The sequence below is a fragment of the Propionivibrio sp. genome (assembly GCF_049316945.1).
Classification (GTDB): Bacteria; Pseudomonadota; Gammaproteobacteria; order Burkholderiales; family Rhodocyclaceae; genus Propionivibrio.
Genome location: NZ_JBMOJE010000013.1, coordinates 34,772 through 59,240 on the forward strand (window position 1 = coordinate 34,772; position 24,469 = coordinate 59,240).

Below are 24,469 nucleotides of genomic sequence, written 5' to 3' on the forward strand. Positions count from 1 at the left end.
CCATGGATCGCCTGATTTATACCGCGATGACCGGCGCCAAGCACGCTTTCCTGCAACAAGCAGGCGTTGCGCACAATCTGGCCAACGCCTCGACGACCGGTTACCGCGCCATGGAGCACAAGTTCCGCGCTGTGCCAATCCAGGGTGAAGGCGCGCCGACACGCGCTTTCGTGGTCGACGCTTCGGTGGCTAATGTCTTCGATCAGGGGCCAATGATGGCTACCGGACGGCCGCTTGATGTCGCGGTACAAGGCGCCGGCTGGATTGCGGTGGAGGCACCCGATGGGCGTGAAGCTTATACGCGCGCCGGAAACCTGCAAATCAACGCCAACGGCCAACTGCAGACGGCCAGTGGCCTGAACGTGCAAGGTGATGGTGGTCTGATTGCCATACCGCCGGATAACCGCATAACCATCGCGCCGGACGGGACGATTTCTACCGTTCCACTCTTTGGGGCACCGAATAACGTCAGCATCGTTGGCCGTATCAAACTGGTTAATCCGGCGGAAAACGATCTGGTGCGCGGTGACGACGGGCTTTTTCGCACGCGCAACGGTGCGCCAGCCGAACTCGATGAAAACGTCAAAGTGGCTCCTGAAACGCTGGAAGGCAGCAACGTCAATCCGGTCGATTCAATGGTCAACATGATCAGCCTGGCTCGGCAATTTGAAATGCAGATCAAGATGTTGCAAACCGCCGATGCCAATGCCAGCAAGGCGACCCAGATTCTTACGATGAATGCTTAACGGGCATGGCTTTGAGAGTCGCCCCAAGTTATGAAAGCCATGCCCGTTCCCCTCACCCCCTGACCCCTCTCCCGCAGGGCGAGGGGAGGTTCGAGAGTCGCTAGAGCGACTTCCACACTAACTGGACTATAAAAAAATGATCCGCTCCCTGTGGATTGCCCGTACCGGCCTGGATGCACAGCAAACCAGCCTGGACGTGATCGCCAACAATCTGGCCAACGTCAGTACCAATGGATTCAAGCGGGCGCGCCCGGTTTTCCAGGATTTGCTCTATCAAACAATACGGCAGCCCGGCGCCCAGTCGTCGCAATCGACCCAGATTTCAAACGGGTTGCAAATCGGTACCGGGGTGCTGCCGGTAATGACGGCAACTATTTTCAATCAAGGGGGCTCTCTCTCCACCGGTAACCAACTTGATGTTGAAATCAACGGTGCGGGATTCCTGCAGGTTCTACTGCCCGATGGCACGACCGCTTATACCCGTGACGGGTCGTTTGCGAAGGATAGTGTAGGTCAAATTGTAACTTCCAGCGGCTATCCTTTGCAGCCGCCGATCACCATTCCGGGGACTGGTACAGTGACCATCGCTTCCACTGGTGAGGTTTCCTTCAGTACGACAACCCCCCCCATCAGCACGACCTCGCTCGGCACCGTTCAGCTAGCCACTTTTGTTAATAATGGGGGCCTGCAGCGGATTGGCGAGAACCTCTTTCTTGAAACCGCGTCGAGCGGAACGCCATCACCGAATGCGCCGGGAGCCAATGGTGCTGGCACCCTTATTCAGGGCTCTGTCGAGACGTCAAACGTTAATGTGGCCGAGGAGCTGGTGAGTATGATAGCAACCCAGCGGGCTTACGAACTAAACTCTAAGGTTATTTCGACCTCCGACGCGATGCTCGCGAAACTGACGCAGTTGTAAAGGAGCGATGATGAAAAACGGGCTAGTTATTATTCTTGCCGGCTTGTCGATCAGTGCCTGCACGACCATTCCGCCGACCAGCGTACATCAGCCGATGACCGCCCGCCCAGCGCCAAAAACGGAAAACATGGCCGCCACCGGCAGTATTTTCCAGGCTGGCGTTTCGCGAACCCTGTTCGAAGATCGTCGTGCGCGTTATGTCGGCGATACGATGCACATCACCATCGCCGAAGCCACCACGGCGGCAACGGCGTCGAATACCAATGCCAGTCGTACCACGGCGGTTTCAGCATCGGTGCCCTTGATCGCCGGCCTACCGGGGAAGAGCTTCCAGGGATTGGGGCTACAAGCCAACAGTGCTAACTCCCTTGCCGGCAAAGGCGATGCGGCAGCCAACAACGTGTTTACCGGAACCATCACCGTCACCGTGATTGAAGTGTTGCCCAACGGCAACCTGCTGGTTTCGGGTGAAAAGCAGGTGTCCATCGGTGCCGGCACTGAATACATCCGGCTCTCGGGAATCGTCAATCCTTACTTCATCAATGCGGCCAATACCATCAGCTCGGCGAATGTGGCTGATGCGCGCATCGAATATAAGGAAGCCGGTGTGATCAGCGAGGCGCAGGTCATGGGCTGGCTGGCTCGCTTCTTCTTAACCTTCCTGCCTTTCTGAGAACGCTATCGTGAGCACATTTCAAACCGGCAACTTCTGGCGTCGACTGGCAATTCTTGCCTGTTGCAGCTTGCCGCTTTTCAGCAGCGCCGCCTGGGCGGATCGAATCAAGGATCTGGCCTCGGTGCAAGGGGTTCGTAACAATCAACTGGTGGGCTACGGGCTGGTGGTCGGTCTTGACGGTACCGGCGACCAGACAACGCAGACGCCTTTTACCACCCAGAGCATCATCAATATGCTGGCGCAATTGGGCACCACCTTGCCGACGACGCAATCGCTGCAACTGAAGAACGTTGCTGCGGTGATGATTACGACGAACTTGCCGCCCTTCGCCAGAATCGGTCAGCAGATCGATATCACCGTATCGTCGATGGGTAACGCCAAGAGTTTACGCGGTGGAACGTTGGTGATGACGCCACTCAAAGGCGCGGACGGGCAGATTTACGCCCAGGCACAAGGTAACCTGATGGTCGGTGGCGCCGGCGCAGCGGCGGCCGGAACCAAGGCCGTGATCAATCACCTTCTGGCCGGGCGCATTGTTTCTGGCGCCACGGTCGAGCGCGAGGTGCCGACCTCGCTCGGGCAAGGCCCGTTCGTTCATTACGAGATGAGTATTACCGATTTTGGTACCACACAGCGCGTGGTGGAGGTGATCAATCGCGAGATGGGTCCGGGTACGGCGCAAGCGGTTGATGGGCGCCTGATCCGCGTCAATGCACCGGAAGAAGCTAGTTCCCGCGTGGCCTTCATGGGGCGCATCGAGAATCTTGAAGTACGACCGATGAAAATGATGGCCAAGATCATCGTTAATCCGCGCACCGGCTCGGTGGTGATGAATCAGATGGTTACCATCGAAAACTGTGCCGTCGCGCATGGAGCACTCTCGGTGGTGATCAATACCGACCAGCAGGTCAGCCAGCCGAATGCGCTGGCCGGAGGTCAGATGGTGACCACCACCCAGACCGAGATCGATATCAAACAAGGTGGGGGTGCGCTGATGGTGTTGAAGGCTGGCGCCAATCTTTCCGACGTGGTCAAGGCGATCAATGCCCTTGGCGCCAATCCGCAGGATCTGGTGTCGATCCTGCAATCAATGAAAGCCGCTGGCGCGCTCCGAGCCGATCTGGAAGTTATTTAAGGCTGAGAGCCTTTGAAAAAATCAAAAATCCACCGCAAAGGCGCAAAGAAGCAAAGAAAACGCAGAGGAAACCCATTGTTTGCAAGTGTTTTCTTTGCGAAACCTTTGCACCTTTGCACCTTTGCGCCTTTGCGGTGGGCTCGGTATTTTGCACAGATTTGTTTCAATCCGACTAAAGTGATATTCGCGCTGGAGAACTATGTCAGGCGCAGAAATTGCTCTATCTAACCTCATGAAAGCAGAAAACCTCACCGCTAACAGCTTTGTCCTTGATCCGAAGGCCTCGGCCGATCTTCGCCTCAAACTCAAACAAGACCCGCAAGCCGGGCTGAAACAGGCGGCACAGCAATTCGAAGGCATGTTGTTGCAGATGATGCTCAAGAGCATGCGCGACGCAACGCCGCAGGATGGGTTGATGGATAGCGATCAAACCCGTTTCTTTACCTCCATCATGGATCAGCAACTGGCGCAGAATCTTTCAGCCAAGGGCCAGCTTGGTTTCGCCAAGTTGATCGAGCAACAACTGGGCCGCACCATGGCTGGTGGAACGACGGCTGATCCGGCGTCTTCTCTGGAAGCGCTTCAACAGACCTTGATTGCGCAGCAAGCGGCAAGTTCTGCCGGCTCCATGAGCGGTGCCGAGCGCATCCGTAGCACGCCCGCCGCTGTCGTCTCATCAGTTTCTTCCGCTGCCTCGACGCCAGCAGGCCGCAACACTGACTTTGTCAATCGCGTCTGGCCGCAGGCCATCGAGGCCGCCAAGGCGACCGGACTGCCGCCACAATTCCTTGTTGCGCATGCGGCGCTGGAGAGTGGATGGGGCAAGAGTGAGATTCGAGCCGCCGATGGCTCGCCTAGTTACAATCTATTTGGAGTTAAAGCTGGGCGCAGTTGGCAAGGGCCGACGGTTGAGGTTAAGACTACCGAATACGTCAACGGTGTGGCGCAGACGTCGCGTGAGAAATTCCGGGTTTATGGCTCCTACGCTGAATCCTTTAACGATTACGCCAATCTTCTCAAGAACAATTCCCGCTTCTCCGCTGTGCTTGGTCAGCAAGATGGCACGCAGTTTGCTAAATCATTGCAACAGTCAGGTTATGCCACCGATCCGCTCTACGCCGACAAACTCAGCCGCATCATTAACGGCCCGACGCTACGTCAGGCATTGGCCGGGTAGTGATCTAGCAGAAGCCGGGCAGAAGCAAAGCTAAATATTCCGGCGATTCTGCCGTAGACAATAAAGAAGGAGAACTTACTCCATGGGAACTATCAGTAACGGTGTTACAGGCATACAGGTCGCGCAAATGGGTTTGCAAACGGCCTCGCACAACATCACTAATGCCAGCACTCCAGGGTTTAACCGGCAGCGGTCAGTACAGGCGAGTAATATCGCACTGGCAACGGGTGCCGGTTTCGTCGGTCAAGGAGCGCATGTATCTACTGTAGATCGCATGTACAGTTCGTTTTTGAATTCCCAGGTGAGCACGGCGCAGAGCAAGGTTAGCGAACTCGACAGCTACTATGCCCAACTTAGTCAGATTGACAACATGCTGGCGGATACAAATACAGGCATGTCTCCGGCGCTCCAGGATTTTTTTACCGGCGTTCAGCAGGTAGTAGCCAACCCGTCGCAGTTACCGGCGCGGCAAGCGATGGTTTCCTCAGCCCAGGCGCTGATTTCTCGCTTTCAAGGACTCAATGATCAACTCAGCCAGATGTACGACGGCGTTAACAGCCAAATTACTTCTACCGTATCGAGCATCAATTCCTACGCGACCGAGATTGGCAGTCTCAATCAACAGATCATTATCGCCGAGTCGTCAGTCAATCAACCGGCCAACGACTTGCTTGATCAGCGTGACCAACTGGTATTTGAATTGAACAAACTGATCAGTGTGTCAACGTTCACAAACTCCGATGGTAGCCTCAACGTTTTTATCGGTACCGGCCAGCAACTCGTCGTAAACACTCAGGTGTCAAAAATATCGGCGCTGCCTTCGAGTGCCGATTCATCGCGGTTCACGGTGTGGCTGCCAAACGCAGGGGGAAGTCAGGAACTTCCCGAACAGTTTATTAACGGCGGCTCGCTTGGGGGTCTGTTGCGTTTTCGTAGTGAGTCGCTTGATAGCGTGGCCAATAAGTTGGGGAATAACGCAGCATCGCTGGCACTGACGTTTAATGCGCAGAATGCACTGGGTCAGGACTTGCTTGGACAGTCAGCAATGTCGCCGGCAGGTTCGACATTTCAGGCAAATTTCTTTTCAATTCCCACGCCAACAGTGATTGCGAATGCTAATAACAATAAGCTCGCACCGGCAGATATAACGGCGACACTGTCAGTGCCAACGTCCGTGGCGAATTCTACCAGTTTGACCAATGCTGATTATCAACTGGCGTTCAACGGGACGAATTACACTTTGACTCGATCGACTGATAATCACCAATGGTCGGCTGCAAGCGTAAATGCTATGGCTGACTCGACAGGCAGTATCTTCTCGGCAACGGAAGGTTTTACCCTCACCGAGAACGCTGCAAAGCGAATGGCGACTAATGATTCCTTTAAAATCGAGCCCACCCGAGCGGGGGTTCAAAATCTGACGCTTAACTCGGCGATCGTTGCAGATCCACGGCTGATCGCTGCGGCTGCACCAGTCCGTACGCAAGCTGCAACGGGCAATACGGGTGTGGCAACCATCAGCGCGGGTAAAGTGGCAACCGGTTATTCTGCGGCGGTTGCAGCTGCACCAATCACGCTGACCTATAACACAAACACTTCGCCAGCTTCAACGCCGCCCGTTCCGAATCTGACGGGTTTTCCGGTGGCAGTGTCGGTGACCGTTCCCGGAACGCCGCCGATCACGACCGACTACCCGTTCCCTGTCGCTTCTGTTCCTTACGTTAGCGGTGCAACGATTACGCTTGTTGGATCAAATGCAAGCATTCCTCCTGGCGGATTCAGCTTTGAAATATCGGGCTCTCCGAATAACGGTGACAAGTTTACGATCTCCAAAAATAGTGGCGCCGTCTCCGATGGCCGCAACGCACTCGCCCTTGGTCAACTCCAAACGCAAAACACGATGTCCGGTCAAACCGCCACTTACCAGTCTGCCTACGCCCAACTGGTCAGCGAAACCGGTAACAAGACGCGTGAAATCCAGGTGACTGGAGCTTCGCAGCAGTCGCTTCTCGATCAGACGACGGCAGCACAGCAGTCACTTTCTGGCGTGAACCTCGATGAGGAAGCCGCCAATCTCATTCGTTTTCAGCAGGCTTATCAGGCGTCGGCGAAAGTAATCGAAATCGGATCGAAATTATTCGATGTCCTGTTGGCGCTCAGAGCCTAAGGGGAAGCACATGCGTATCAGTACCAGTCAAATTTACGATGCCGGCGCACTTGGTATTCAGCGCAATCAAGCGGCGGTTTTTAAAACAAGTAACCAGATATCAAGTGGGCGTCGCATCCTGACGCCTGCTGACGATCCCGTTGCTGCCGCGCAAGCACTGGTGGTTACACAGTCTCAATCTGTCACTAAACAACATCTGGCGAATCAGGCCATCGCCTCGGACCAGTTGGCGCTGGTTGATACCCAGTTGGGCTCGTTGACCGATCTTTTGCAAAGCGTGCGTGATCGAGTCGTACAGGCTGGTAATACGACCTTGGCCAATAGTGACCGGCAGGCGATCGCCACCGAGATCGATTCGCGATTGGGTGAAATGATGGGAATTGCCAACATTGATAATGGGTCGGGTGATTACATGTTTTCCGGCTATAAAGGGGGGACGCTGCCCTTTGCGGTGTCGGGTGGCGATCCGATTTCTCCGGCTAAGGTTTCACCTATTGGTTATTTTGGCGATGACGGCCAGCGCTTGTTGCAGGTTTCGACTTCGCAGCAAATGGCTATTAACGTTGCCGGTAGCGATCTGTTCATGACGGCCACGAGTGGCAATGGTTCCTTTATTGCTTCATCAGCCAGCGGTAATGGGGGAACTGGGACCGTCGATGCGGGATCTGTGCTGGATCGTGAGAAATGGCAGGCGGCAGTCAATTTGCTGCCCGGCAACAATCCGGCGCTGCAGATTAAATTTACGGTTGTTCATGACCCCATCGATCCTACCGATCCTGATTTGGATAAAAGATATTATCAGCTATTTGATGCCACACCCTCGACGCCCGTGGCGGTGAGTGATCCTGTCCTTTTCTCGCCGGGGTCGCCCATTTCGCTGGTAACGACGGCGGTGGCCAGCCCAATTCCGACTATTCCCCCAACGCCGTCTACGACACTACCGGCTGGAACCGATTTTGGCGCACGGGTGGTTATAAGCGGCGTACCGAGCGATGGCGATACGTTTACCATCACGCCCGATTCCAGTCAAAGCATCTTCCAGACAATGCAGAGCCTGATCGGAATTTTGCGCACGCCTATCGGCACCTCAACGTATTCCACGACGCAGTTGGCTCAGGATCTAAGGGCGCAACTGACAAACGTCGACCAAGCGCTCGACAACGTCAGCCAGATCAGGGCAACGATGGGGACGCGTATGAACGAACTGGATTCCTTGGCTAGTGCATCAACCGCCGAGGGAATTCAATACACGTCGACCTTGTCCGATCTTCAGGATCTGGATTACGTCAAGGCGATTACTGATTTCTCCAAGCAACAGGTAAATCTTGAAGCAGCACAAAAATCGTTTGTGCAGATCAGCGGTTTAAGTTTGTTCAAGTACATCTGATGGCTGGCGGTCGTGGTGTACGCATTATTTTTTCCCTGCTCGCCGCTTTTTCCGTGGCTTCGTGTGGTACGACTTCAGCGTCAGGCGCTCTACAGAATATCGCCAGCTATGGTCCGTTGGCGCCGAACTGGAGCATCGAGGAGACGCCAATCAGCGAAGGCACTTACTACCTCTCGCTGCGCGCCAAAAGTTATCGAATTGGCGGCGACGGCGAGGCGATCCAGATCGTAAAGCGGCGCGCGCTGCAACTTCAGCGTGAAAAGGGATATACAGACTATCGCATTCTTGACTACTCGGAAGGCGTTGAATCAAGTACGCCGCTAACGCACCGTGTGGCCGAAGGCACCATCCAGTTGGTCAATACGCAGTTGCCCCTGAATCGCTAGTCAAAATAGCGTGGCTCGGACTTCAGTCCGACAATGCGCCTACTTGAGCACAAAATAGCCGAGCATCGACTGCAGTCCAAATTCGAACATTTTTTGAAGCGGCGCACTCAGGTGCGACATGCTGACAATAAGTGCGGAAAATCCCAAGGCAATGGTTAAAGGAAAGCCGATTGCCATCAGATTGAGTTGTGGTGCCACACGCCCCAGAACGCCCAGAGCTATGTTGGTGATCATCAGAGCGACAACCACCGGCAGCGACAATAAAACCCCGGAAGAAAAAATCATCGCCCCGGCGTTGGCTATGTTCAACCAGCTGGCGTTGGTGACGGACAAGGTGCCGATGGGAATGAGCGTAAAGCTTTGCGCGAGGGTGGCGATTATCATCAGATGGCCGTTGACGGACAGGAACAGCAGCGAGGCGATCATCCCCAGAAGTTCTGAAACAACGGGTGTCTGGGACGTGCTCAGTGGGTCGTAAGCGGTTGCGAAGCCCAGCCCCATCTGGTTGCTGATCAGGGTGCCGGCCAGATCAATGGCGGTGAACACCAGGCGCATGGAAAACCCCATGGCGAAACCGATGATCATTTGTTGGGCGAGGATCAGCAGGCCCAGCCCGGAGGCTGGTTCGAGCGCGGGGATCTTTGGCAGCGCGGGGGTGATGGCGATGGCTATCGCCAGTCCAAGCATCAGGCGAATGCGCACGCTCAGGGCGGCGTTGTTGAATGGCGGTGCGGTAACCAGCAGCGACAGGATGCGTGCCAGAGGGAAAAAAAAGGCGACGATCCAGGCGTTTATTTCGGAGGAAGTGAAGCTGATCATGCACCGTTCAGCCGACGACCTGAGGAATGCTCTCTAATAGCCGCCGAATGTACTCGACTATCATTTGCAACATCCAGGGGCCGGCCAGTATCAGCACCATGAATGTTCCTACTAACTTCGGGATGAATGAGAGCGTTTGCTCGTTGATCTGCGTCGCGGCCTGAAAAATGCTGATGACCAAGCCGATGACGAGTGCCGCCAGCAGCAAGGGGGCGGATAGCATCAAGGTCATCTCGATGGCCTGTCGGCCAATGTTCATGACCAGTTCAGGTGTCATGTGGCAAAACTCATGACCAGCGAACCAAGCAGCAGATGCCAGCCATCGGCCAGAACGAAAAGCATCAACTTGAAGGGCAACGCCACCATCACCGGCGACATCATCATCATGCCCATCGCCATCAGCACACTGGCCACCACCATGTCGATAATCAGGAAGGGAATGAAAATGATGAAGCCGATCTGGAAAGCCGTTTTCAGCTCACTGGTCACAAAGGCCGGAATCAGCACTCGCATCGGGATGTCGTTGGTTGATTCAAGCACCGGCAGATTGCCCAGCCGCGCAAAGAGGCCGATGTCGGCTTCGCGCGTTTGTTTCAGCATGAAGCCGCGTAGCGGTACTGCGCCGCGCTCGACGGCCTGCTGGAAAGTAATCCGGCTCTCCGAGAGCGGCAGGTAGGCATCGACATACACCTTGTCGAGGACCGGCGACATGATGAAAAACGTCAGGAACAACGACATGCCGACCAGGACCTGATTGGGCGGCGAGGTTTGTGTGCCCAGCGCGTGTCGTAGCAAAGAGAACACGATGATGATGCGCGTAAAGCTGGTCATCATCAACAGCGCGGCGGGAATGAAGGTCAGCGAGGTAAGCGTGAGCAGTGTCTGGATCGACAGCGTGTAGGTCTGGCTGCCTCCGGCGCCGGGGGTGCTGGTCAGTGCCGGCAGCCCGCCGGCCTGGGCCCACGCCGCAAGCGGGGAGAGTAGCAGGAGCAGCATGAGCCAGGAGGTGAGCCTATTTGTTTTCATTCTTGCGCTCGGTCATCTGCTTCAACCACTGGCCAAAAGGTTTTTCGCCGCTTTGGCTGGCGGGAAGTTCTCCCTTGGGTAGAGTGTGCAGTGTTTTGATCTGCCCCGGGACAATGCCAATGACAATCCAGGCGTCGCCGACTTCGACGAGGACGATTCGCTCCCGGGTACTGATCATCAAACCGCCGACAATGCGTAAAGGGCCGGTGTTGCCAAAACTTCTGCCGCCATTGAGCTTGCGCAAGAAGTAAGCGCCAAAGAACAGGATGCCGATGACCAGCGTCAGGCCGAGCAGCATTTGCAGCAGCGCAGCGCCGGACACTCCAGGTGCCTCGACAGCAGCTTGTGCAAACGAGGGCGAACAAAGAAAAGCAGACGCCAGGAAGCAAGCGGCGAGGATGCGAAGGAGAGAAAATCTGGGATGTTTAATCAAGTCAGTCGGTCGGTAATGCATTCTGGCCGCTATCTTAAAGCATGTAAGCGCAAGGTGAAACCTGGGTGCCTGTCAGAATCGCACCCAGTCCGATCAGCGTCCGACTTTCCGCATGCGCTCGGAGGGGGTAATGATGTCGGTGAGACGGATGCCGAATTTGTCGTTGACCACCACGACTTCGCCTTGTGCGATGAGCGTGCCATTGACAAAGACACTCATCGGTTCGCCGGCCATGGCATCCAGTTCGACCACGGAGCCGTGGGCAAGCTGCAGCAGATTCTTGATGGTGATTTTCGTGCGGCCAAGTTCGACGGCGATCTGGACCGGAATGTCCAGGATCATGTCGAGTTCGTTCATCATCGACGCTTTGCCGTCCGTCTCGCCAAAGGCAGGAAATATCTGGGCGGGCTGGGCATTGGCTGCAGGTGCTGCCGACTCGGCAATCGCCTGCTCGGCCATCGCCGCTGCCCAATCGTCTTCTGCGCTGGTTTCTGTTTCGTCAGCCATTTTGTACTCCCGGGGCGACTTCCTCGCCCTCCGACGTTATGAATCGTTCAACCTTGAGTGCGTACTGACCGCCCTGCTGACCGTAGCGGCATTCCATCAACGGAATATCGTCCACCTTGGCAACGATCTTCTCCTCGATGTTGATCGGAATGATGTCTCCGGTCTTCATCTTCAGTATCTGGCCAAGCGTGACCGTCGTTGTCGCGAGTTGAGCGGCGATTTCGACTTCAGCATCTTTCAACTGTCTGCGCAGCATGATGATCCAGCGTCGATCAGTGGACAGTTGATCGCTTTGCATCGTGCTATAGAGCAGGTCGCGAATCGGTTCAACCATCGAGTAGGGAAAGCAGATGTGCATGTCGGCTGCCGTTCCGCCAAACTCCAGCGTGAAAGTCGTCGAAATGACGATCTCGGATGGGGTGGCGATATTGGCAAACTGCGAATTCATCTCGGACCGGATGTATTCGAAGGTGATGTCGTATACCGGCTTCCACGAGCGTGAATATTCTTTGAAGACGACGTTCAGCAGCCCCTGGATGATGCGTTGTTCGGTTGGCGTGAAATCGCGACCCTCCACGCGTGTATGGAAGCGTCCGTCGCCCCCGAACATGTTGTCGACGACAAGAAAAACCAGGTTGGGGTCGAAAACGAAAAGCGATGTGCCACGAAGCGGCTTGGCGGCGACCAGATTCAGGTTGGTCGGCACCACCAGATTGCGGATGAATTCGCTGTATTTCTGCACGCGGATCGGGCCGACCGAAATCTCGGTGGTGCGGTGCATGTAGTTGAACAGGCCGATGCGCAGGTAACGGGCAAATCGCTCATTGACGAGTTCGAGCGTCGGCATGCGCCCGCGGACGATGCGTTCCTGCGTTCCCAGGTTGTACGAACGAACACCGCCTTCACCTTCATCGGTGGCTTCAGGTTCGTCAGTCTCGCCGCTGACGCCCTTGAGTAGAGCGTCAACCTCTTCCTGGGATAGAAAGTCGGTGGCCATATCCCGTTATTGAATAATGAAAGAGGTAAACAACACTTCCTTGACCGGGCCTTCATCCCCCTTGACGCCGGGTTCAAGAATTTCATTCATCTGGTCACGAACTTCGTTGGCCAGGGTTTCCTTGCCTTCTTTCGTGATCAGTTCGGACGCTTTCTTGCCTGACAACAGCATCATCACGTTGTTGCGCAGCTTCGGCGTGTACATCTTGAGCCTGTCACCTACACGCATATCTGCGACTTCGGCGGAAATTATCAGTTGCAGGAATTGGTCGCCCGTCTCCGGAACAAGATTAACCGTAAACGCGTCAAGCGCGACATAGACCGGCGCCACTTCCTTGGCGCCTTTCTTCTTGTCGGACTTGGCAGTTTCGGCAGCAACCTCTCCGTCTTCGCCAACAACCTGCGCGTTATGACTCTTCATCAGGAAGAAGGCAGCAGCGCCACCAATAAGCAGAACCAGCACAAGGGCAGCGGCAATGATAATCATCAGCTTCTTGCTCTTCTTCGGTGGCGCTGCTACTACGACCTCTGCTTCAGGCTTGGCGTCCTTGGCCATCTGCGAAACCTCCCTCTAGTTTTCTAATAATTTACAAGTTTCAAATTGCCAGCCGGATTGTGGCTATCGATCCTGCCACTGAGCCGTCAGGACGCTGGGCAAGGAGATCAAGCAAAAATATCGACCATTCCGTTTCCTTGCTGCGTAGCAAACGCCCTGGCTGGCAGCGAACCAGCCGAACTGGCATCAAGTATAGCGTTATCGGCCCTCCATTGGGATGAACTCCGGTTGCCTTCCCAACTTCCGGCTTGCTGTTTGAATGACTCGGCGCTGACGTTGGTCTGGCCCAGCTCGATGCCGGCACTGGCAAACATTTCGCGCAATCTTGGCAGCGCCGTTTCGATCGCATTGCGAACCTCGGAATTTGCTGAAACAAAGGACACGATGGCGTTGCCCTTATCCAGCTTCAACGATATCTCTATCGGCCCCATTTGCGGCGGGTTGAGGGTGAGTTGGGCGGACTGCTTGTCGTTGGTGGCCATCCACACGACTTTCTGACTGAAATCGCCAGCCCAGTTTTGATCGCGGATTGGCGTTGGTACCGATAGCGCGGCTTCACGACCAACCGGGAGGTTGTTGGCATTGCCGGAGGCGTTGTTGGTGACTGCCGGGATGATGTTCGGCAAGGAGTCGGCGGAAACGTTCTTGACTATCACGGCCTCTGCACTTGCCGCAACAAAGGGAGTGACGGCAAATTTTGCCGGTTTGTCGTCAGCGGCAAGCGTTCCGGCTAGCGTGGGAGTTGACGCAAGTTCGGTCTTGAGCGAATCGGCTTTGCCTTCCAGTTTGAGGCTCTGGCCAACGCTTACCGTTGTTTGCACAGCCGTCAATGAGTCCGAAGCCGTCTTGACGACCTTGCCCGTATCAGGCAGGGATTTGTCCGAATTACGCCCCGGTTCGAGTGCGACGAGTCCCAGCGCGGCAATGAGGGAAGCCGCATCGGCTGGAGCGGCATCGGCTGGAACCGCATCAGTTGCCGGCAAGTCCTTCTGTACGGGGGCGGCGAGAAGGGAGGCCGCATCGGCTGGAGCGGCATCAGTTGCCGGCAAGTCCTTCTGTACGGGGGCGGCGAGAAGGGTTTCCGCAACGGCGGGCGCCAACTGACCGAGCAGCAAGCTGGCGAAGTCCAGACCTGCTGACGCGTTGTCGCTACCGCTGGCGCTGCTGGCCGCTTTATCGGCTACGCTGGCCTGCGGCGGTTTGGGTAGCGTCGAAACAATGGTAACGGACATGATCTTATCCTTGATGGCAAGTGTTGCATTGCTATTAGCAATCTTTGTGCCAGTCAGGTCATTATTGAATCTAGAAAAAGCAGTTCGTCCACGAAATACACCAAAAGCACGAAAAGAATCAAGGAGATAACAAGCTGAAGATCGCCACCCAAAGGGTGAATAGAGAAAATACATCAAGCTGTTGATTTTGTTCGTGTCTTTCGTGATTTTCGTGGATAGACTGAGGTTTTTAGGCTGAATTTTCAGGACTTGTGGATATGCAAGCCACCTGATTACGGGATTACTGCTTCTCCTTGCCGCCCTTGTGCCGTGCAGCAAACTCGTCCTGGGTTTTTTGTTCGCGCTTTAGTTCGAGGGCGTTTTCGCTGACGAAGTGACGTTCGGAAAGCGTATCGAAGGCCTTGAGTTTCGTTCGTTGTTGCTGCCAGTGCGTCTGGCCGGCAGCGGTGTTCTGCACCTGCTGAGCAACCGTCAGACGCTGGCTGTCGATGGCCTCGTCAAGACGGTTGAGAAACTCCTGATAGTTGTGCCATTCGCGCTGAGCCAATCCGTTCTGTGCCGCCTGGCGAAAACGCGTGGCGTATTCGTCACGGTACTGCTGCAACATTTCCAGCTTGCTTGTTGCGTCGCGCTCGGTGGCAATCAGTCGCGCCAGGCGATTCGTTGCATCATCGGCACGAAGTTGCATCAATTCGAGCACGGCCTGGAGAGAGAACGGCTTGGTCATAACCGTACTTAGCGGTGAGCACCGAACAAAGCGTAGAGCTGATTAACGCTGCTATCGAAATCGGCTCGCTCGCTCAAGGCTTGCTGCAGAAAGGCTTCAAAGGCGGGGTAGAGCTTGATGGCCTGATCGAGCAGCGGGTCTGAGCCGGCGGCGTAGGCGCCGACGCTGATCAGGTCACGAGAGCGTTGATAACGCGAGAAAAGTTGCTTGAAGCGACGGATCTGCTCAAAGTGCGTCGGCTTGATCAGATTGACCATGGCGCGCGAGATCGATTGCTCCATGTCGATTGCCGGATAATGCCCGGCATCCGCCAGCGCCCGTGACAGAACCACGTGACCATCGAGAATCGAGCGTGCCGCATCGGCAATCGGATCCTGCTGGTCGTCGCCTTCGGCCAGCACCGTATAGAAACCGGTGATCGAACCACCGCCATCGGCACCGTTGCCGGCGCGTTCGACAAGTTGAGGCAAGCGTGCAAAAACCGAGGGCGGGTAGCCGCGGGTGACCGGCGGCTCGCCGATGGCCAGGGCGATCTCGCGCTGCGCCATGGCGTAGCGGGTCAGCGAATCCATGATCAGCAGGACATGGCGACCCTGATCGCGAAAGTATTCGGCAATCGATGTGGCGTAAGCGGCGCCTTGCAGACGCATCAGCGGGCTGACATCGGCCGGGGCGGCAACGACAACGGATCGGCGCAGGCCTTCCTCGCCGAGAATCTGTTCGATGAACTCCTTGACTTCACGACCGCGCTCGCCGATCAGCCCGACGACAATGACATCGGCCTCGGTGTAGCGGGCCATCATGCCGAGCAGGACGCTCTTGCCGACCCCTGAGCCGGCAAACAACCCCATGCGCTGCCCGCGACCGACTGTCAGCAGCGCGTTGATGGCGCGCACGCCAACGTCCATCGACTGTTCGATCGGCGCGCGCGACATCGGGTTGATAGGTCGGCCTTGAAGCGGGCGCAGGGTGTCTGCCCGGAGGGGGCCGAGTTTGTCCAGCGGCCGACCGGCGCCATCAAGGATACGGCCAAGCAGTGCGTTGCCGACCGGAAGCAGCTTGGCGCGATCGATGGCCCGCCGTCTGGCGGGAGGGGGCTGCCCCATTTTTGGAGGTACGGTCGGCGTCTCCAGAGCAACAACCCTGGCGCCAGGCGACAGGCCGTAGACATCCTCGGACGGCATGAGAAAAAGACGCTCGCCGTTGAAGCCGACCACCTCGGCTTCGATTGGCGAACCGCCAACGGGAAGAATCCGGCACGAACTGCCAAGCGGCAATTTCAGGCCGGTGGCTTCCATGACCAGACCATTGATTCGTGTCAGGTGGCCGCTGGGCAGCAGCGGTGCGGACTGGCTGGCCGCATCGCGGCAGTTGTCGAGAAAGTCGCACCAGCCGGCAATACGCTGGTTTTTAACGACGTCATTCATGGCCAGCAGCGCTTCACGGCTTATCGCTCAGCCACTCCTGGCTGATACCGATGGATTCAATCACGCGGCGCCAGCGCGTCTCCAGGGTGGCGTCGACTTCGCTGGCGCCGAGTTCGACGCGACATCCGCCGGCCGTCAGCGTGGCATCTTCGATAATCCGCCAGTTGTTATGCGCAAGCTGATCGCCAAGATGGGTACGGATCATCGCCACATCGTCGGGGTGGGCAAAAAGTGCCGGATGACCCGTATGCGGGTGGAGCGTGGTGACGGCCTCCCTGACCACCGGGAGCAGCAATTCCGGTTTGACGCGCAGGCTTTGCCGCAACATCTGGTTGGCGATTTCCACGGCGGTGGCCAGCAACTGATCGGCAACGTGCTGATCCAGCTCCCTGAGTGCCTGCTGCAGGTTCGTCATTACGGCATCGATTTTTGCCGCACTGGCGCGCGCCATGGCGCTGCCTTCTTCATAGCCGGCAGCGTAACCCTGCTCGTGTGCTTCGATATGCATACGTTCGATGTCGGCCGCCGTCGGCAAAACAATCGGTGCCTGCTCGCTCGGCTCGGCAACTTCTGCCGGAATGGCATTGCTCGCCGGAGTGGCGACTGATCTGGCGGCACGGGTTGCAGCCTGCTCTGCCTCGTCGAAGGCAGCCACTTCCCAGCGCTGGTAGGCGGTGAGCATCTCCTTGGGAACAAAACCGGTCATGACAAAAAAGTACTCAGAGGCGGCGAATTAAATTGGACAAGCATCCAAGACCGTCATTCCGGCGAAGGCCGGAATCCAGTAAGCACCTCTGATATGCATGAAAACAATCAGATAGACGAACTAGACCCCGGCCTTCGCCGGGGTGACGAGCAATGAGATCAGGCTGAAATGACTTTTTCACAGGCGCTCAGACCATTTCCTCGCCACCCGCGCCGCCTAGCACGATCTGGCCTTCGTCGGCCAGACGGCGGACGATCTTGAGGATTTCCTTCTGTTCGCCTTCGACTTCCGAGAGGCGTACCGGCCCACGCGATTCGAGATCTTCGCGCAACATTTCCGACGCGCGCTGCGACATGTTCTTGAAAATCTTCTCGCGCAACGCCTCGGAAGCGCCTTTCATGGCCAGAATCAGCGAGTCGGACTGGATCTCGCGCAGCAGCAACTGAATGCCGCGATCGTCAAGATCAAGCAGGTTCTCGAAGACGAACATTTCATCGAGAATCTTCTGTGCGAGGTCGGGGTCGTATTCGCGGATCGAATCGACGACCGTGGTTTCATTGGCGGTACCCATGAAATTGAGGATTTCAGCCACCGCACGCACCCCACCCCTGGCTGATTTCTTGATGTTGGCCGAGCCCGAGAGCAGGCGCAGCATCACATCATTCAGCTCCTTCAGCGCCTCGGGCTGGATGCCTTCAAGCGTGGCAATGCGCAAGATCACGTCGTTACGCAAGCGTTCGGTAAAGTAGTTGAGGATTTCACTGGCATGGTCGTTCTCAAGATGAACGAGAATGGTGGCAATGATCTGCGGGTGCTCGTTGCGGATGAGATCGGCGACAGTCGGTGCGTCCATCCACTTGAGGCCTTCAATACCGTTGGTATCGCCGCCCTGCAGGATGCGTGAAATCAGGTTGGCCGCCTTGTCGTCGCCCAGAGCCTTGGTCAGAACCGAGCGGACGTAGGCGTCGGTATCCACGTGCACTGCGGCGGCATCACGGGCCGTTTTATGGAAATCCGCCAGCACTTCTTCCAGCTTGGTTCGTGGCACCGACTTCAGTGCCGCCATCGCATGTCCCAGCTTCTGCACCTCTTTCGGGCCAAGATGCTTGAGCACTTCGGCGGCATAGTCCTCTCCGAGTGCAATGAGCAGAATGGCGCTCCTTTCCACGCCGTCCTCAGCTGGCATTGGCACCCGTCCAGTCCTTGATTATGTTGGCGACAACCTTGGGATCCTGCTGTGCCAGGTCGCGCGCGTGCCCGAGCTTTCTTTCCAGGCTCTCGGCCGCGGAAGGCGGCAGGTTTTCCTCTTCTTCGTCGAGGATATTGACGTTGGTGCCCAGGGATTGTTTCGCCGGCTTCGGCGGCGCTTCAAGCATGGCCTTGCTCAGCGGAATAACGACCTTGAGCATCAGGTAGGCAATGATGGCAGCGATGGCGCCGTATTTGAAGAGCTCCTTGAGCAGCGAGAGAATCTCCGGGTCTTTCCAGAGCGGAATTTCCGAATCACTCCGGTCGATGGCGGTGAATGGCGCGTTGGCCACCGAAACGGTATCGCCGCGCTCCTTGCTGAAACCCAAGGCCTCCCTGACCAGTTCGTTGATCTGCTTGAGCTCGGCATCAGCGAGCGGCTTGACCAAGCCTTTGGCATCCTTGCGGTGATTGACCACGACAGCGGCCGACAGGCGCTTGATCATGCCGACCGATTGCTTGGTGTGACGGATGGTCTTGTCGACCTCGTAATTGATCGTCGAGTCCTTGCGCGTATTGATCGGCTGGGCGACGCTGGCGATCGGCGCCTGGACCCCGGCCGCGTTAAGCTGGCCCGGCAACGGCGGACCGGGGGCAGCCGCAGGTCCGGCGCCCGGCACCGCCGGTTGCGTCAGCGGAGCAGTGGCAGGAACTGGCGGCTGGTTGCTTAGCGCACCCGGAACACCCTGCGCCGACGGGGTGGCACTCGCCGATTCGCTGGTCTGCTGGCTGCGGATGCTGATATCAGGCGGCGTGGTGTTCGGGCGGTGGGTTTCGGCCGTCTGCTCGCTCTGCGAGAAATCGACATCGGCGGCAACCTGGACGCGGACGTTGCCCTGGCCAACGATTGGCGAAAGAATGTCCTCAACCCGCTTGATGGCACTCGCCTCGATTTCCTGGACGTACTTGATCTGCGTCGGATCGAGGCCGGCCTCCATCAGCTTGCTCTTCAGTTGCGAGAGCATCGCCCCGCTCTGGTCGATGAGCGTTACGCCGGAGACGGCCAGATTCGGCACGCTGGCGGCAACAAGATTCTGGATACCGGCGATCTGGGAGGGTTCCAGCAGGCGTCCGGGGTAAAGGTTGATCAATACCGACGCCGAAGGCTTCAATTCCTCGCGCACGAAAACGGTCGGCTTGGGAATTGCCAGATGCACACGGGCGGCCTGGACAGCACCAATCGACTGAATCGTACGTGCCAATTCGCCCTCGAGGCCGCGCTGGTAATTGACCTGTTCGGCAAACTGGCTGATGCCGAACTTCTGGTTCTCCATCAGCTCGAAACCGACGCCGCCACCCTTCGGCAGGCCTTGCGTGGCCAGGCGCAGGCGAACTTCATGCACCCGTCCGCCGGGGATCAGGATGGCCCCCCCGCTAGGGCTGAAGCTGTAAGGAACGTTCAGTTGTTCAAGCGCGGCGATGATGGCGCCGCCATCACGTTCAGAGATATTGGAGAAAAGCACACGGTAATCCGCTTGCTTGAGCCAGGTACTGCTGGCCACGACCAGCGCGATGACGGCAGCGATCGAAACCATCAGCAGAACTTTTTGCTGGTTGCTCAAGCGCGTCAAGGCGAAGCGCAGGCGATCAGTCAGATTTTCTGTGCCTGCTGTAGTCTCTGTGTTGGTTCCTGTTGCCGCCATGCTTGCGATAATGAGTTAACTCTGCGATTAATCAAGCAAAAAGCGAAAAGTACTAAAAATTATTCTACTATTGTAGCTGTTAACGGCATGGGATTTTCCAACGAATGAGTGAAGCGGCGCAAATACCGGCTCCGGAAATGAAGGCGCAGGAATTGCAGCGCGCTTTTGACGTATTCAATCAGGTTTCGCTCGAACTCACCCAGGCTTACGAGGGACTGCAAGGTCGCGTCGAATCGCTGACCGCTGAGCTGGCCGTCGCCAACGGCGAGTTGCGACGGCAATTTCAGGAGAAGGAAGCGCTTTCCGAACGTCTTTCCCTGCTGCTCAATGCCTTGCCGGCCGGCGTCGTGGTTCTCGACAGCACAGCGGCGGTCAGTGAAGCCAATCCCGTCGCCCGGCAGATGTTTGGCGCAACAGTCATCGACAGCGACTGGCCGACGCTGGCCAGGAACAAACTCGCGGCAACCGACGCACCGGACGAGTGGCAGCTTCAAGCGCGACGCGTTTCAATCGCCGAAAGCCCGCTTGATTCAGCGGGCGGTCGCCTGCTGCTGATTCACGACATTACCGCCGCCTGCGAACTCAAGGCCAACGTCGAGCGCAACCAGCGCCTGGCGGCCATGGGCGAGATGGCCGCCTCACTGGCACACCAGTTGCGAACGCCACTGGCGACAGCTTTGCTCTACAGCTCCAACCTGACCCAGCCGGACCTCTCCGATGCCGCACGTACGCGCTTTGCCGGCAAGGCGACCGAACAATTGAAACGCCTCGAGCGGCTGATTCAGGACGTTCTGCTTTTCGCGCGCGGCGAAAGCATCGGTCGTGACATCATTCCGGCCGCTGCGCTGATCGCCGATGCCGCACAGATGCTGGAGCCCTTGTGCCGGGAAAAAGGAGTCAGTTTCCGTGTCACCTCCGAGGTGGGCGACTCGATGATCATCGGCAGTCGCAAAGCGCTCGGTGGTGCGCTGCTGAACTTGCTGGAAAACGCATTGCAGGCCTGCGAGGGGCGCATTGAAAGCCAGCGTGAGGTAAGGTTAAGCGCTATCATCGCCGGGCGGCAGATCAGGGTCAGCGTGCGCGATAGCGGTGGCGGCATCGCGCCGGAAGCGCAGGCAAGGATTTTCGAGCCCTTCTTTACGACTCGGAGCCAGGGAACAGGGCTCGGTCTGGCGATTGCGCTCGGTGTCGTGCGTGCTCATGGCGGCAGCATTGAAGTCAGTTCAATGCCGGGTGAGGGGTCGGAATTCATCATGTTGCTGCCCGCCGGGGCGGCGAACGAACAAATAACCTTGGAAAAAGCAGTTGACCACGGCGAACACGGCGAACAGCGCGAAGCTGCGCCGTAGCAAATACCCTCGGGGTGCTCCCTGAAGAGGGACAACGTAACAAAATAATGACTTGAAATGTTTTCATGGATCACCCTTTGGGTGAGCCATGAAATCCTGAAATGCTGAGGTTTTTCGCTGTGCCCGCCGTGACGCCGTGTCGCCGTGGTTTGAACTGCGGTTTTTAGGATAACAGAACAATGATGGCTCAGGGATTGCCGATACTGGTTGTCGAAGACGACCCCCATTTGCGCGAAGCGGTGTGCGACACGCTTGAACTTGCCGGGCTGGCCGTCGTTTCCGCGCCGGGCGGCGAGGAAGCGCTCAAGCTGCTTGAAGCGCAGTCCGTGGCGCTGGTCGTCAGCGATGTGCGCATGATGCCGATGGATGGCATCGCGCTGCTCAAGGAAATTCGCAGCCGTTTCCCGCATCTCCCGGTGGTCCTGATGACCGCTTATGCCGAAGTCGATCGGGCGGTCGAAGCCATGCGCTCCGGCGCCTGTGATTTCCTGCTCAAGCCTTTCGAACCCAAGGCGCTGCTCGAACACGTGGCGCGCTATCGACTGCCGGAAGCCATGGATGATGACCGCGTCGTCGCCAACGACCCGGTCACCCGCAATCTGTTTGCCTTGGCGACACGCGTGGCGCAGACCGACACCACGGTCTTGCTGACCGGTGAAAGCGGTGTCGGCAAGGAAATCGTCGCCAGATACATCCACAACCACTCGGCGCGGCGTTCGGGGCCCTTTGTCGCCATCAACTGTGCCGCCATTCCCGACAGCCTGCTTGAGTCGACGCTTTTCGGCTACGAGAAAGGCGCCTTTACCGGCGCCCAGCAGGCCCAGGCCGGAAAATTCGAGCAGGCGCAAAACGGAACGCTGTTGCTCGACGAAGTGACCGAGATGCCGCTGGGGCTGCAAGCCAAGCTGTTGCGCGTGCTTCAGGAGCGCGAGGTCGAGCGGGTTGGCGGCAAGAAGCCGGTCGCGCTCAACATTCGTATCATCGCCACGTCCAACAGAGACATTGCCGATGCCGTGGCCAAGGGGGTTTTCCGGGAAGACGTCTATTACCGGCTCAACGTGTTTCCCTTGCTGATACCTGCGTTGCGTCAGCGCCGCGAAGATATTGTCCCGCTGGCGCAGCATTTTCTGGCCGAGCACGGCGGTCGTTCCGGGCGCACCGGCTTGCGGCTGGCACCCTCCTCCGAGGACGCCCTGCGCAGTCATTCGTGGCCCGGAAACGTGCGGGAACTGGAAAACGTCATGCAGCGTGCGGTGATTTTTGCTGCCGGAGAAGTCGTTGCAGTCGACGAACTGCACCTGACGGCATCGCTGCCGTTGCCTGCGCCCCCGTCCCGAGGAACAAGCCCTGACGCCCCTTGCCAGGCATCCTCCGGGCTGCCGCCAGACGGGCAGAAGACCGACACCATGAGGGATTTCGAGCGTGAGCGTATTCTGGAGACGCTGGCCGCGATGGGCGGGTCGCGGCAACGCACTTGCGAACGCCTGGGAATTCCGGAACGAACCTTGCGTTACAAACTCCAACAATACCGGGACGCGGGGTTTTACAAAAAGTGAGCGGGGCTAATAATCCTGACAAAGGCAGTTGACCACAGCGAACACGGCGAACACAACGGAAAAACAATGGCTTGCAATATTTTCATGATTCACCCTTTGGATGAACCATGAAATCCTGAAATACTGAGCACCCCAAGAGTATTTGCTTCGCAGCAGCTTTTCGCTGTGCCCGCCGTGTCGCCGTGGTTTGAACTGAGGTTTTTAGGATAATCTGGCGCGATTTTTGCAATGGATAGTTTGACAAATGTTTGGAGAAGCACATGGACACTCAAGGTATTGATCAGATGTTAAGCGTATTGCGGGCAACGGCGGCGCAGGCCGGGGGCCGTGTCGCCGAGGCGCAGAGCACGCCGGCGGGTGGCGCCGACTTCGCCCAGATACTGCAGAATTCGATTGCCCAGGTTAATCAGACGCAGCAACAGGCAGAAGGCATGGCGGCAAATTTTGCCGCCGGCGACGGCAACGCCAATCTGCATGAAGTCATGATTTCCCTGCAGAAGGCCAGTATTTCGTTCCAGGAAATGGTGCAAGTGCGCAACAAGCTCGTTACGGCCTATCAAGACATGATGAACATGTCGGTTTAGAACGAAAAAAAGCCTGAACACCCACCGCAGAGGCGCAGAGCCGCAGAGATAACGCAAAGGAAATCCCATGTTTTTAAAGGTTTTCTCTGCGCAACCTCTGCGGCTTTGCGCCTCTGCGGTGGATTTTTGATACTTTCACAACCGCTCAGGCCAGACCGCTCAGTCGCGCCTTGCGTTCGCGCTCGACGCGGGTGATGTAACGCTGAACCATGTTCAGCCGGGCAGGCGGCAAGCTCACATATTCGCAACCGACACGAACAAAGCGCGCCCCGCTGCGGGTGGTGACGTCAAACAGGTTGCGCACGCACAGTGTCGTGACCAGCAAACCCTCATCGGGCAGCATCATCTTGCAGTCAGCCAGCGTGTCGCCCCGCTGGAAAAGCCTGGCCTGGTCGGGCGTTGCCGTCAGGCCGACGCCGCCGCCGCTGACATCGAGCAAGGGCAGTGCGACCAGCAGCGCGCTACCGTCTTCACGGTAGAGCGTGGTGTTCAGCGTCACCGGGTTGGCGATCGGGGTTGACAGGCGAAAATACTCGCGACGCTGCAGGCGCAGCAAGGTTTCAGGCACCTTGCCGAGAAATGCGGCGCGCCCGTCATTTTGGGTTGGCAACAGCTTGTTCAGGCTGAACTGGACCTTCACCTTGTCGATGATCGTCGTGAAAATAAGCTTTTTGGCCAGCAACGCCCTGGCGTTCATCTCCTCATTGCTGCCGACGTCGAGGATGAACTCGCGATTGTCGGCGCTCAGGGTGATCATCGAAGTGAGCAGGAAAGAACGGCCCTGGTCGAAATGAACCGTGATCATCGCCCCCCTTTGAATCATGGTGCGCAGTACAGCGAGAATTTCCGACTTCGAGTACAGCAAAAATTGGCTGTACTGGTCGGATTGCTCTAGCTCGAATTGCGGCAGCGAGTGTTCCGGGCCTGCCTGAGTTTCGTTTTCATCCATATTATTTCCAGAGATCGGGCGCGGCAACAAGTTTAAAGCAAATTAGCATCAGGCGTACCCCCTCACCCCGTCATTCCGGGCTTGACCCGGAATCTAGTGGTGCACCTCTGGATTCCGG

At 57.1% G+C, this 24,469-nt stretch carries 25 protein-coding genes; 11 read left to right on the plus strand and 14 right to left on the minus strand.

The window, feature by feature from the left end; all coding sequences use genetic code 11:
• The first annotated feature begins 2 nt into the window (after positions 1-2).
• From flgF to ACOYNV_RS05060, 8 genes are all read left to right on the plus strand, one after another.
• Entirely contained in the window at positions 3-746 is a 744-nt protein-coding gene (flgF, locus tag ACOYNV_RS05025; RefSeq protein ID WP_422898653.1) for a flagellar basal-body rod protein FlgF, read from the plus strand.
• Positions 747-882: 136 nt separating this feature from the next.
• Complete coding sequence (flgG, locus tag ACOYNV_RS05030; protein WP_422898654.1) at positions 883-1,665, plus strand: flagellar basal-body rod protein FlgG; 783 nt, start codon at positions 883-885, stop codon at positions 1,663-1,665.
• A 10-nt stretch (positions 1,666-1,675) separates the two neighbouring features.
• Positions 1,676-2,338: a flagellar basal body L-ring protein FlgH gene (locus ACOYNV_RS05035; protein WP_422898655.1), complete on the plus strand. Its 663-nt coding sequence runs from the start codon at positions 1,676-1,678 to the stop codon at positions 2,336-2,338.
• Between the two features lie 10 nt (positions 2,339-2,348).
• Positions 2,349-3,476, plus strand: a complete 1,128-nt coding sequence (locus ACOYNV_RS05040; protein ID WP_422898656.1) for a flagellar basal body P-ring protein FlgI — start codon at positions 2,349-2,351, stop codon at positions 3,474-3,476.
• A gap of 232 nt (positions 3,477-3,708) precedes the next feature.
• Positions 3,709-4,653 (plus strand): flagellar assembly peptidoglycan hydrolase FlgJ, encoded by a 945-nt coding sequence (gene flgJ, locus ACOYNV_RS05045; protein ID WP_422898657.1) that lies wholly within the window; start codon positions 3,709-3,711, stop codon positions 4,651-4,653.
• Between the two features lie 82 nt (positions 4,654-4,735).
• Positions 4,736-6,820 (plus strand): flagellar hook-associated protein FlgK, encoded by a 2,085-nt coding sequence (flgK, locus tag ACOYNV_RS05050; RefSeq protein ID WP_422898658.1) that lies wholly within the window; start codon positions 4,736-4,738, stop codon positions 6,818-6,820.
• Between the two features lie 10 nt (positions 6,821-6,830).
• Entirely contained in the window at positions 6,831-8,207 is a 1,377-nt protein-coding gene (flgL, locus tag ACOYNV_RS05055) for a flagellar hook-associated protein FlgL (protein ID WP_422898659.1), read from the plus strand.
• Complete coding sequence (locus ACOYNV_RS05060; protein ID WP_422898660.1) at positions 8,207-8,593, plus strand: hypothetical protein; 387 nt, start codon at positions 8,207-8,209, stop codon at positions 8,591-8,593. The genes flgL and ACOYNV_RS05060 overlap by 1 nt, the downstream gene beginning before the upstream one ends.
• 39 nt (positions 8,594-8,632) lie before the next feature.
• Here ACOYNV_RS05060 and fliR read toward each other — a convergent pair whose 3' ends face one another.
• From fliR to fliF, 13 genes are all read right to left on the minus strand, one after another.
• A complete protein-coding gene (fliR, locus tag ACOYNV_RS05065; RefSeq protein WP_422898661.1) occupies positions 8,633-9,412 on the minus strand; it encodes a flagellar biosynthetic protein FliR in 780 nt (259 codons plus the stop codon).
• Between the two features lie 7 nt (positions 9,413-9,419).
• Positions 9,420-9,689 carry a flagellar biosynthesis protein FliQ gene (fliQ, locus tag ACOYNV_RS05070; protein WP_422898662.1) on the minus strand — a complete coding sequence of 90 codons (270 nt, stop codon included), beginning with the start codon at positions 9,687-9,689 and terminating at the stop codon, positions 9,420-9,422.
• Positions 9,686-10,438: a flagellar type III secretion system pore protein FliP gene (gene fliP / locus ACOYNV_RS05075; protein ID WP_422898663.1), complete on the minus strand. Its 753-nt coding sequence runs from the start codon at positions 10,436-10,438 to the stop codon at positions 9,686-9,688. Before fliP ends, fliQ begins: the two co-directional genes overlap by 4 nt.
• Complete coding sequence (gene fliO, locus ACOYNV_RS05080; protein WP_422898664.1) at positions 10,425-10,760, minus strand: flagellar biosynthetic protein FliO; 336 nt, start codon at positions 10,758-10,760, stop codon at positions 10,425-10,427. The genes fliP and fliO overlap by 14 nt, the downstream gene beginning before the upstream one ends.
• 204 nt (positions 10,761-10,964) lie before the next feature.
• A complete protein-coding gene (gene fliN / locus ACOYNV_RS05085; RefSeq protein ID WP_422898665.1) occupies positions 10,965-11,378 on the minus strand; it encodes a flagellar motor switch protein FliN in 414 nt (137 codons plus the stop codon).
• Positions 11,371-12,375 (minus strand): flagellar motor switch protein FliM, encoded by a 1,005-nt coding sequence (gene fliM / locus ACOYNV_RS05090; protein ID WP_422898666.1) that lies wholly within the window; start codon positions 12,373-12,375, stop codon positions 11,371-11,373. The genes fliN and fliM overlap by 8 nt, the downstream gene beginning before the upstream one ends.
• A 6-nt stretch (positions 12,376-12,381) precedes the next feature.
• Positions 12,382-12,930 carry a flagellar basal body-associated FliL family protein gene (locus ACOYNV_RS05095; RefSeq protein ID WP_422898667.1) on the minus strand — a complete coding sequence of 183 codons (549 nt, stop codon included), beginning with the start codon at positions 12,928-12,930 and terminating at the stop codon, positions 12,382-12,384.
• A gap of 107 nt (positions 12,931-13,037) precedes the next feature.
• Positions 13,038-14,162, minus strand: coding sequence for a flagellar hook-length control protein FliK (locus tag ACOYNV_RS05100; protein WP_422898668.1), 1,125 nt, complete (start codon positions 14,160-14,162; stop codon positions 13,038-13,040).
• 280 nt (positions 14,163-14,442) lie between these two features.
• Positions 14,443-14,889, minus strand: a complete 447-nt coding sequence (gene fliJ / locus ACOYNV_RS05105; protein WP_422898669.1) for a flagellar export protein FliJ — start codon at positions 14,887-14,889, stop codon at positions 14,443-14,445.
• A gap of 8 nt (positions 14,890-14,897) precedes the next feature.
• A complete protein-coding gene (gene fliI / locus ACOYNV_RS05110) occupies positions 14,898-16,316 on the minus strand; it encodes a flagellar protein export ATPase FliI (RefSeq protein WP_422898670.1) in 1,419 nt (472 codons plus the stop codon).
• 13 nt (positions 16,317-16,329) lie between these two features.
• Positions 16,330-17,022: a flagellar assembly protein FliH gene (locus tag ACOYNV_RS05115; protein ID WP_422898671.1), complete on the minus strand. Its 693-nt coding sequence runs from the start codon at positions 17,020-17,022 to the stop codon at positions 16,330-16,332.
• Between the two features lie 187 nt (positions 17,023-17,209).
• Entirely contained in the window at positions 17,210-18,208 is a 999-nt protein-coding gene (fliG, locus tag ACOYNV_RS05120) for a flagellar motor switch protein FliG (RefSeq protein ID WP_422898672.1), read from the minus strand.
• Complete coding sequence (gene fliF, locus ACOYNV_RS05125) at positions 18,198-19,913, minus strand: flagellar basal-body MS-ring/collar protein FliF (protein WP_422898673.1); 1,716 nt, start codon at positions 19,911-19,913, stop codon at positions 18,198-18,200. Before fliF ends, fliG begins: the two co-directional genes overlap by 11 nt.
• A 104-nt stretch (positions 19,914-20,017) precedes the next feature.
• On the opposite strand from fliF, the gene ACOYNV_RS05130 reads away from it, so the two are divergent.
• From ACOYNV_RS05130 to fliE, 3 genes are all read left to right on the plus strand, one after another.
• Entirely contained in the window at positions 20,018-21,262 is a 1,245-nt protein-coding gene (locus ACOYNV_RS05130) for a sensor histidine kinase (protein ID WP_422898674.1), read from the plus strand.
• 182 nt (positions 21,263-21,444) lie between these two features.
• Complete coding sequence (locus ACOYNV_RS05135) at positions 21,445-22,818, plus strand: sigma-54-dependent transcriptional regulator (protein WP_422898683.1); 1,374 nt, start codon at positions 21,445-21,447, stop codon at positions 22,816-22,818.
• 260 nt (positions 22,819-23,078) lie between these two features.
• On the plus strand, positions 23,079-23,402 hold the full coding sequence (fliE, locus tag ACOYNV_RS05140) for a flagellar hook-basal body complex protein FliE (protein WP_422898675.1): 324 nt from the start codon (positions 23,079-23,081) through the stop codon (positions 23,400-23,402).
• Between the two features lie 145 nt (positions 23,403-23,547).
• Here fliE and ACOYNV_RS05145 read toward each other — a convergent pair whose 3' ends face one another.
• Positions 23,548-24,351, minus strand: coding sequence for a flagellar brake protein (locus ACOYNV_RS05145; RefSeq protein WP_422898676.1), 804 nt, complete (start codon positions 24,349-24,351; stop codon positions 23,548-23,550).
• Between the last annotated feature and the right edge of the window lie 118 nt (positions 24,352-24,469).

What these genes read in the sequence shown, in the direction of transcription:
- fliQ (WP_422898662.1), bottom strand. Translation starts at nt 9,689, where the DNA reads ATGACACCTGAACTGGTCATGAACATTGGCCGACAGGCCATCGAGATG.
- ACOYNV_RS05060 (WP_422898660.1), top strand. Translation starts at nt 8,207, where the DNA reads ATGGCTGGCGGTCGTGGTGTACGCATTATTTTTTCCCTGCTCGCCGCT.
- fliP (WP_422898663.1), bottom strand. Translation starts at nt 10,438, where the DNA reads ATGAAAACAAATAGGCTCACCTCCTGGCTCATGCTGCTCCTGCTACTC.
- fliJ (WP_422898669.1), bottom strand. Translation starts at nt 14,889, where the DNA reads ATGACCAAGCCGTTCTCTCTCCAGGCCGTGCTCGAATTGATGCAACTT.
- fliN (WP_422898665.1), bottom strand. Translation starts at nt 11,378, where the DNA reads ATGGCTGACGAAACAGAAACCAGCGCAGAAGACGATTGGGCAGCGGCG.
- fliR (WP_422898661.1), bottom strand. Translation starts at nt 9,412, where the DNA reads ATGATCAGCTTCACTTCCTCCGAAATAAACGCCTGGATCGTCGCCTTT.
- ACOYNV_RS05130 (WP_422898674.1), top strand. Translation starts at nt 20,018, where the DNA reads ATGAGTGAAGCGGCGCAAATACCGGCTCCGGAAATGAAGGCGCAGGAA.
- fliG (WP_422898672.1), bottom strand. Translation starts at nt 18,208, where the DNA reads ATGCCAGCTGAGGACGGCGTGGAAAGGAGCGCCATTCTGCTCATTGCA.
- flgL (WP_422898659.1), top strand. Translation starts at nt 6,831, where the DNA reads ATGCGTATCAGTACCAGTCAAATTTACGATGCCGGCGCACTTGGTATT.
- ACOYNV_RS05100 (WP_422898668.1), bottom strand. Translation starts at nt 14,162, where the DNA reads ATGTCCGTTACCATTGTTTCGACGCTACCCAAACCGCCGCAGGCCAGC.
- fliE (WP_422898675.1), top strand. Translation starts at nt 23,079, where the DNA reads ATGGACACTCAAGGTATTGATCAGATGTTAAGCGTATTGCGGGCAACG.
- ACOYNV_RS05035 (WP_422898655.1), top strand. Translation starts at nt 1,676, where the DNA reads ATGAAAAACGGGCTAGTTATTATTCTTGCCGGCTTGTCGATCAGTGCC.
- ACOYNV_RS05115 (WP_422898671.1), bottom strand. Translation starts at nt 17,022, where the DNA reads ATGACCGGTTTTGTTCCCAAGGAGATGCTCACCGCCTACCAGCGCTGG.
- ACOYNV_RS05135 (WP_422898683.1), top strand. Translation starts at nt 21,445, where the DNA reads ATGGCTCAGGGATTGCCGATACTGGTTGTCGAAGACGACCCCCATTTG.
- flgG (WP_422898654.1), top strand. Translation starts at nt 883, where the DNA reads ATGATCCGCTCCCTGTGGATTGCCCGTACCGGCCTGGATGCACAGCAA.
- ACOYNV_RS05095 (WP_422898667.1), bottom strand. Translation starts at nt 12,930, where the DNA reads ATGGCCAAGGACGCCAAGCCTGAAGCAGAGGTCGTAGTAGCAGCGCCA.
- flgK (WP_422898658.1), top strand. Translation starts at nt 4,736, where the DNA reads ATGGGAACTATCAGTAACGGTGTTACAGGCATACAGGTCGCGCAAATG.
- fliI (WP_422898670.1), bottom strand. Translation starts at nt 16,316, where the DNA reads ATGAATGACGTCGTTAAAAACCAGCGTATTGCCGGCTGGTGCGACTTT.
- fliF (WP_422898673.1), bottom strand. Translation starts at nt 19,913, where the DNA reads ATGGCGGCAACAGGAACCAACACAGAGACTACAGCAGGCACAGAAAAT.
- flgF (WP_422898653.1), top strand. Translation starts at nt 3, where the DNA reads ATGGATCGCCTGATTTATACCGCGATGACCGGCGCCAAGCACGCTTTC.
- fliM (WP_422898666.1), bottom strand. Translation starts at nt 12,375, where the DNA reads ATGGCCACCGACTTTCTATCCCAGGAAGAGGTTGACGCTCTACTCAAG.
- ACOYNV_RS05145 (WP_422898676.1), bottom strand. Translation starts at nt 24,351, where the DNA reads ATGGATGAAAACGAAACTCAGGCAGGCCCGGAACACTCGCTGCCGCAA.
- flgJ (WP_422898657.1), top strand. Translation starts at nt 3,709, where the DNA reads ATGAAAGCAGAAAACCTCACCGCTAACAGCTTTGTCCTTGATCCGAAG.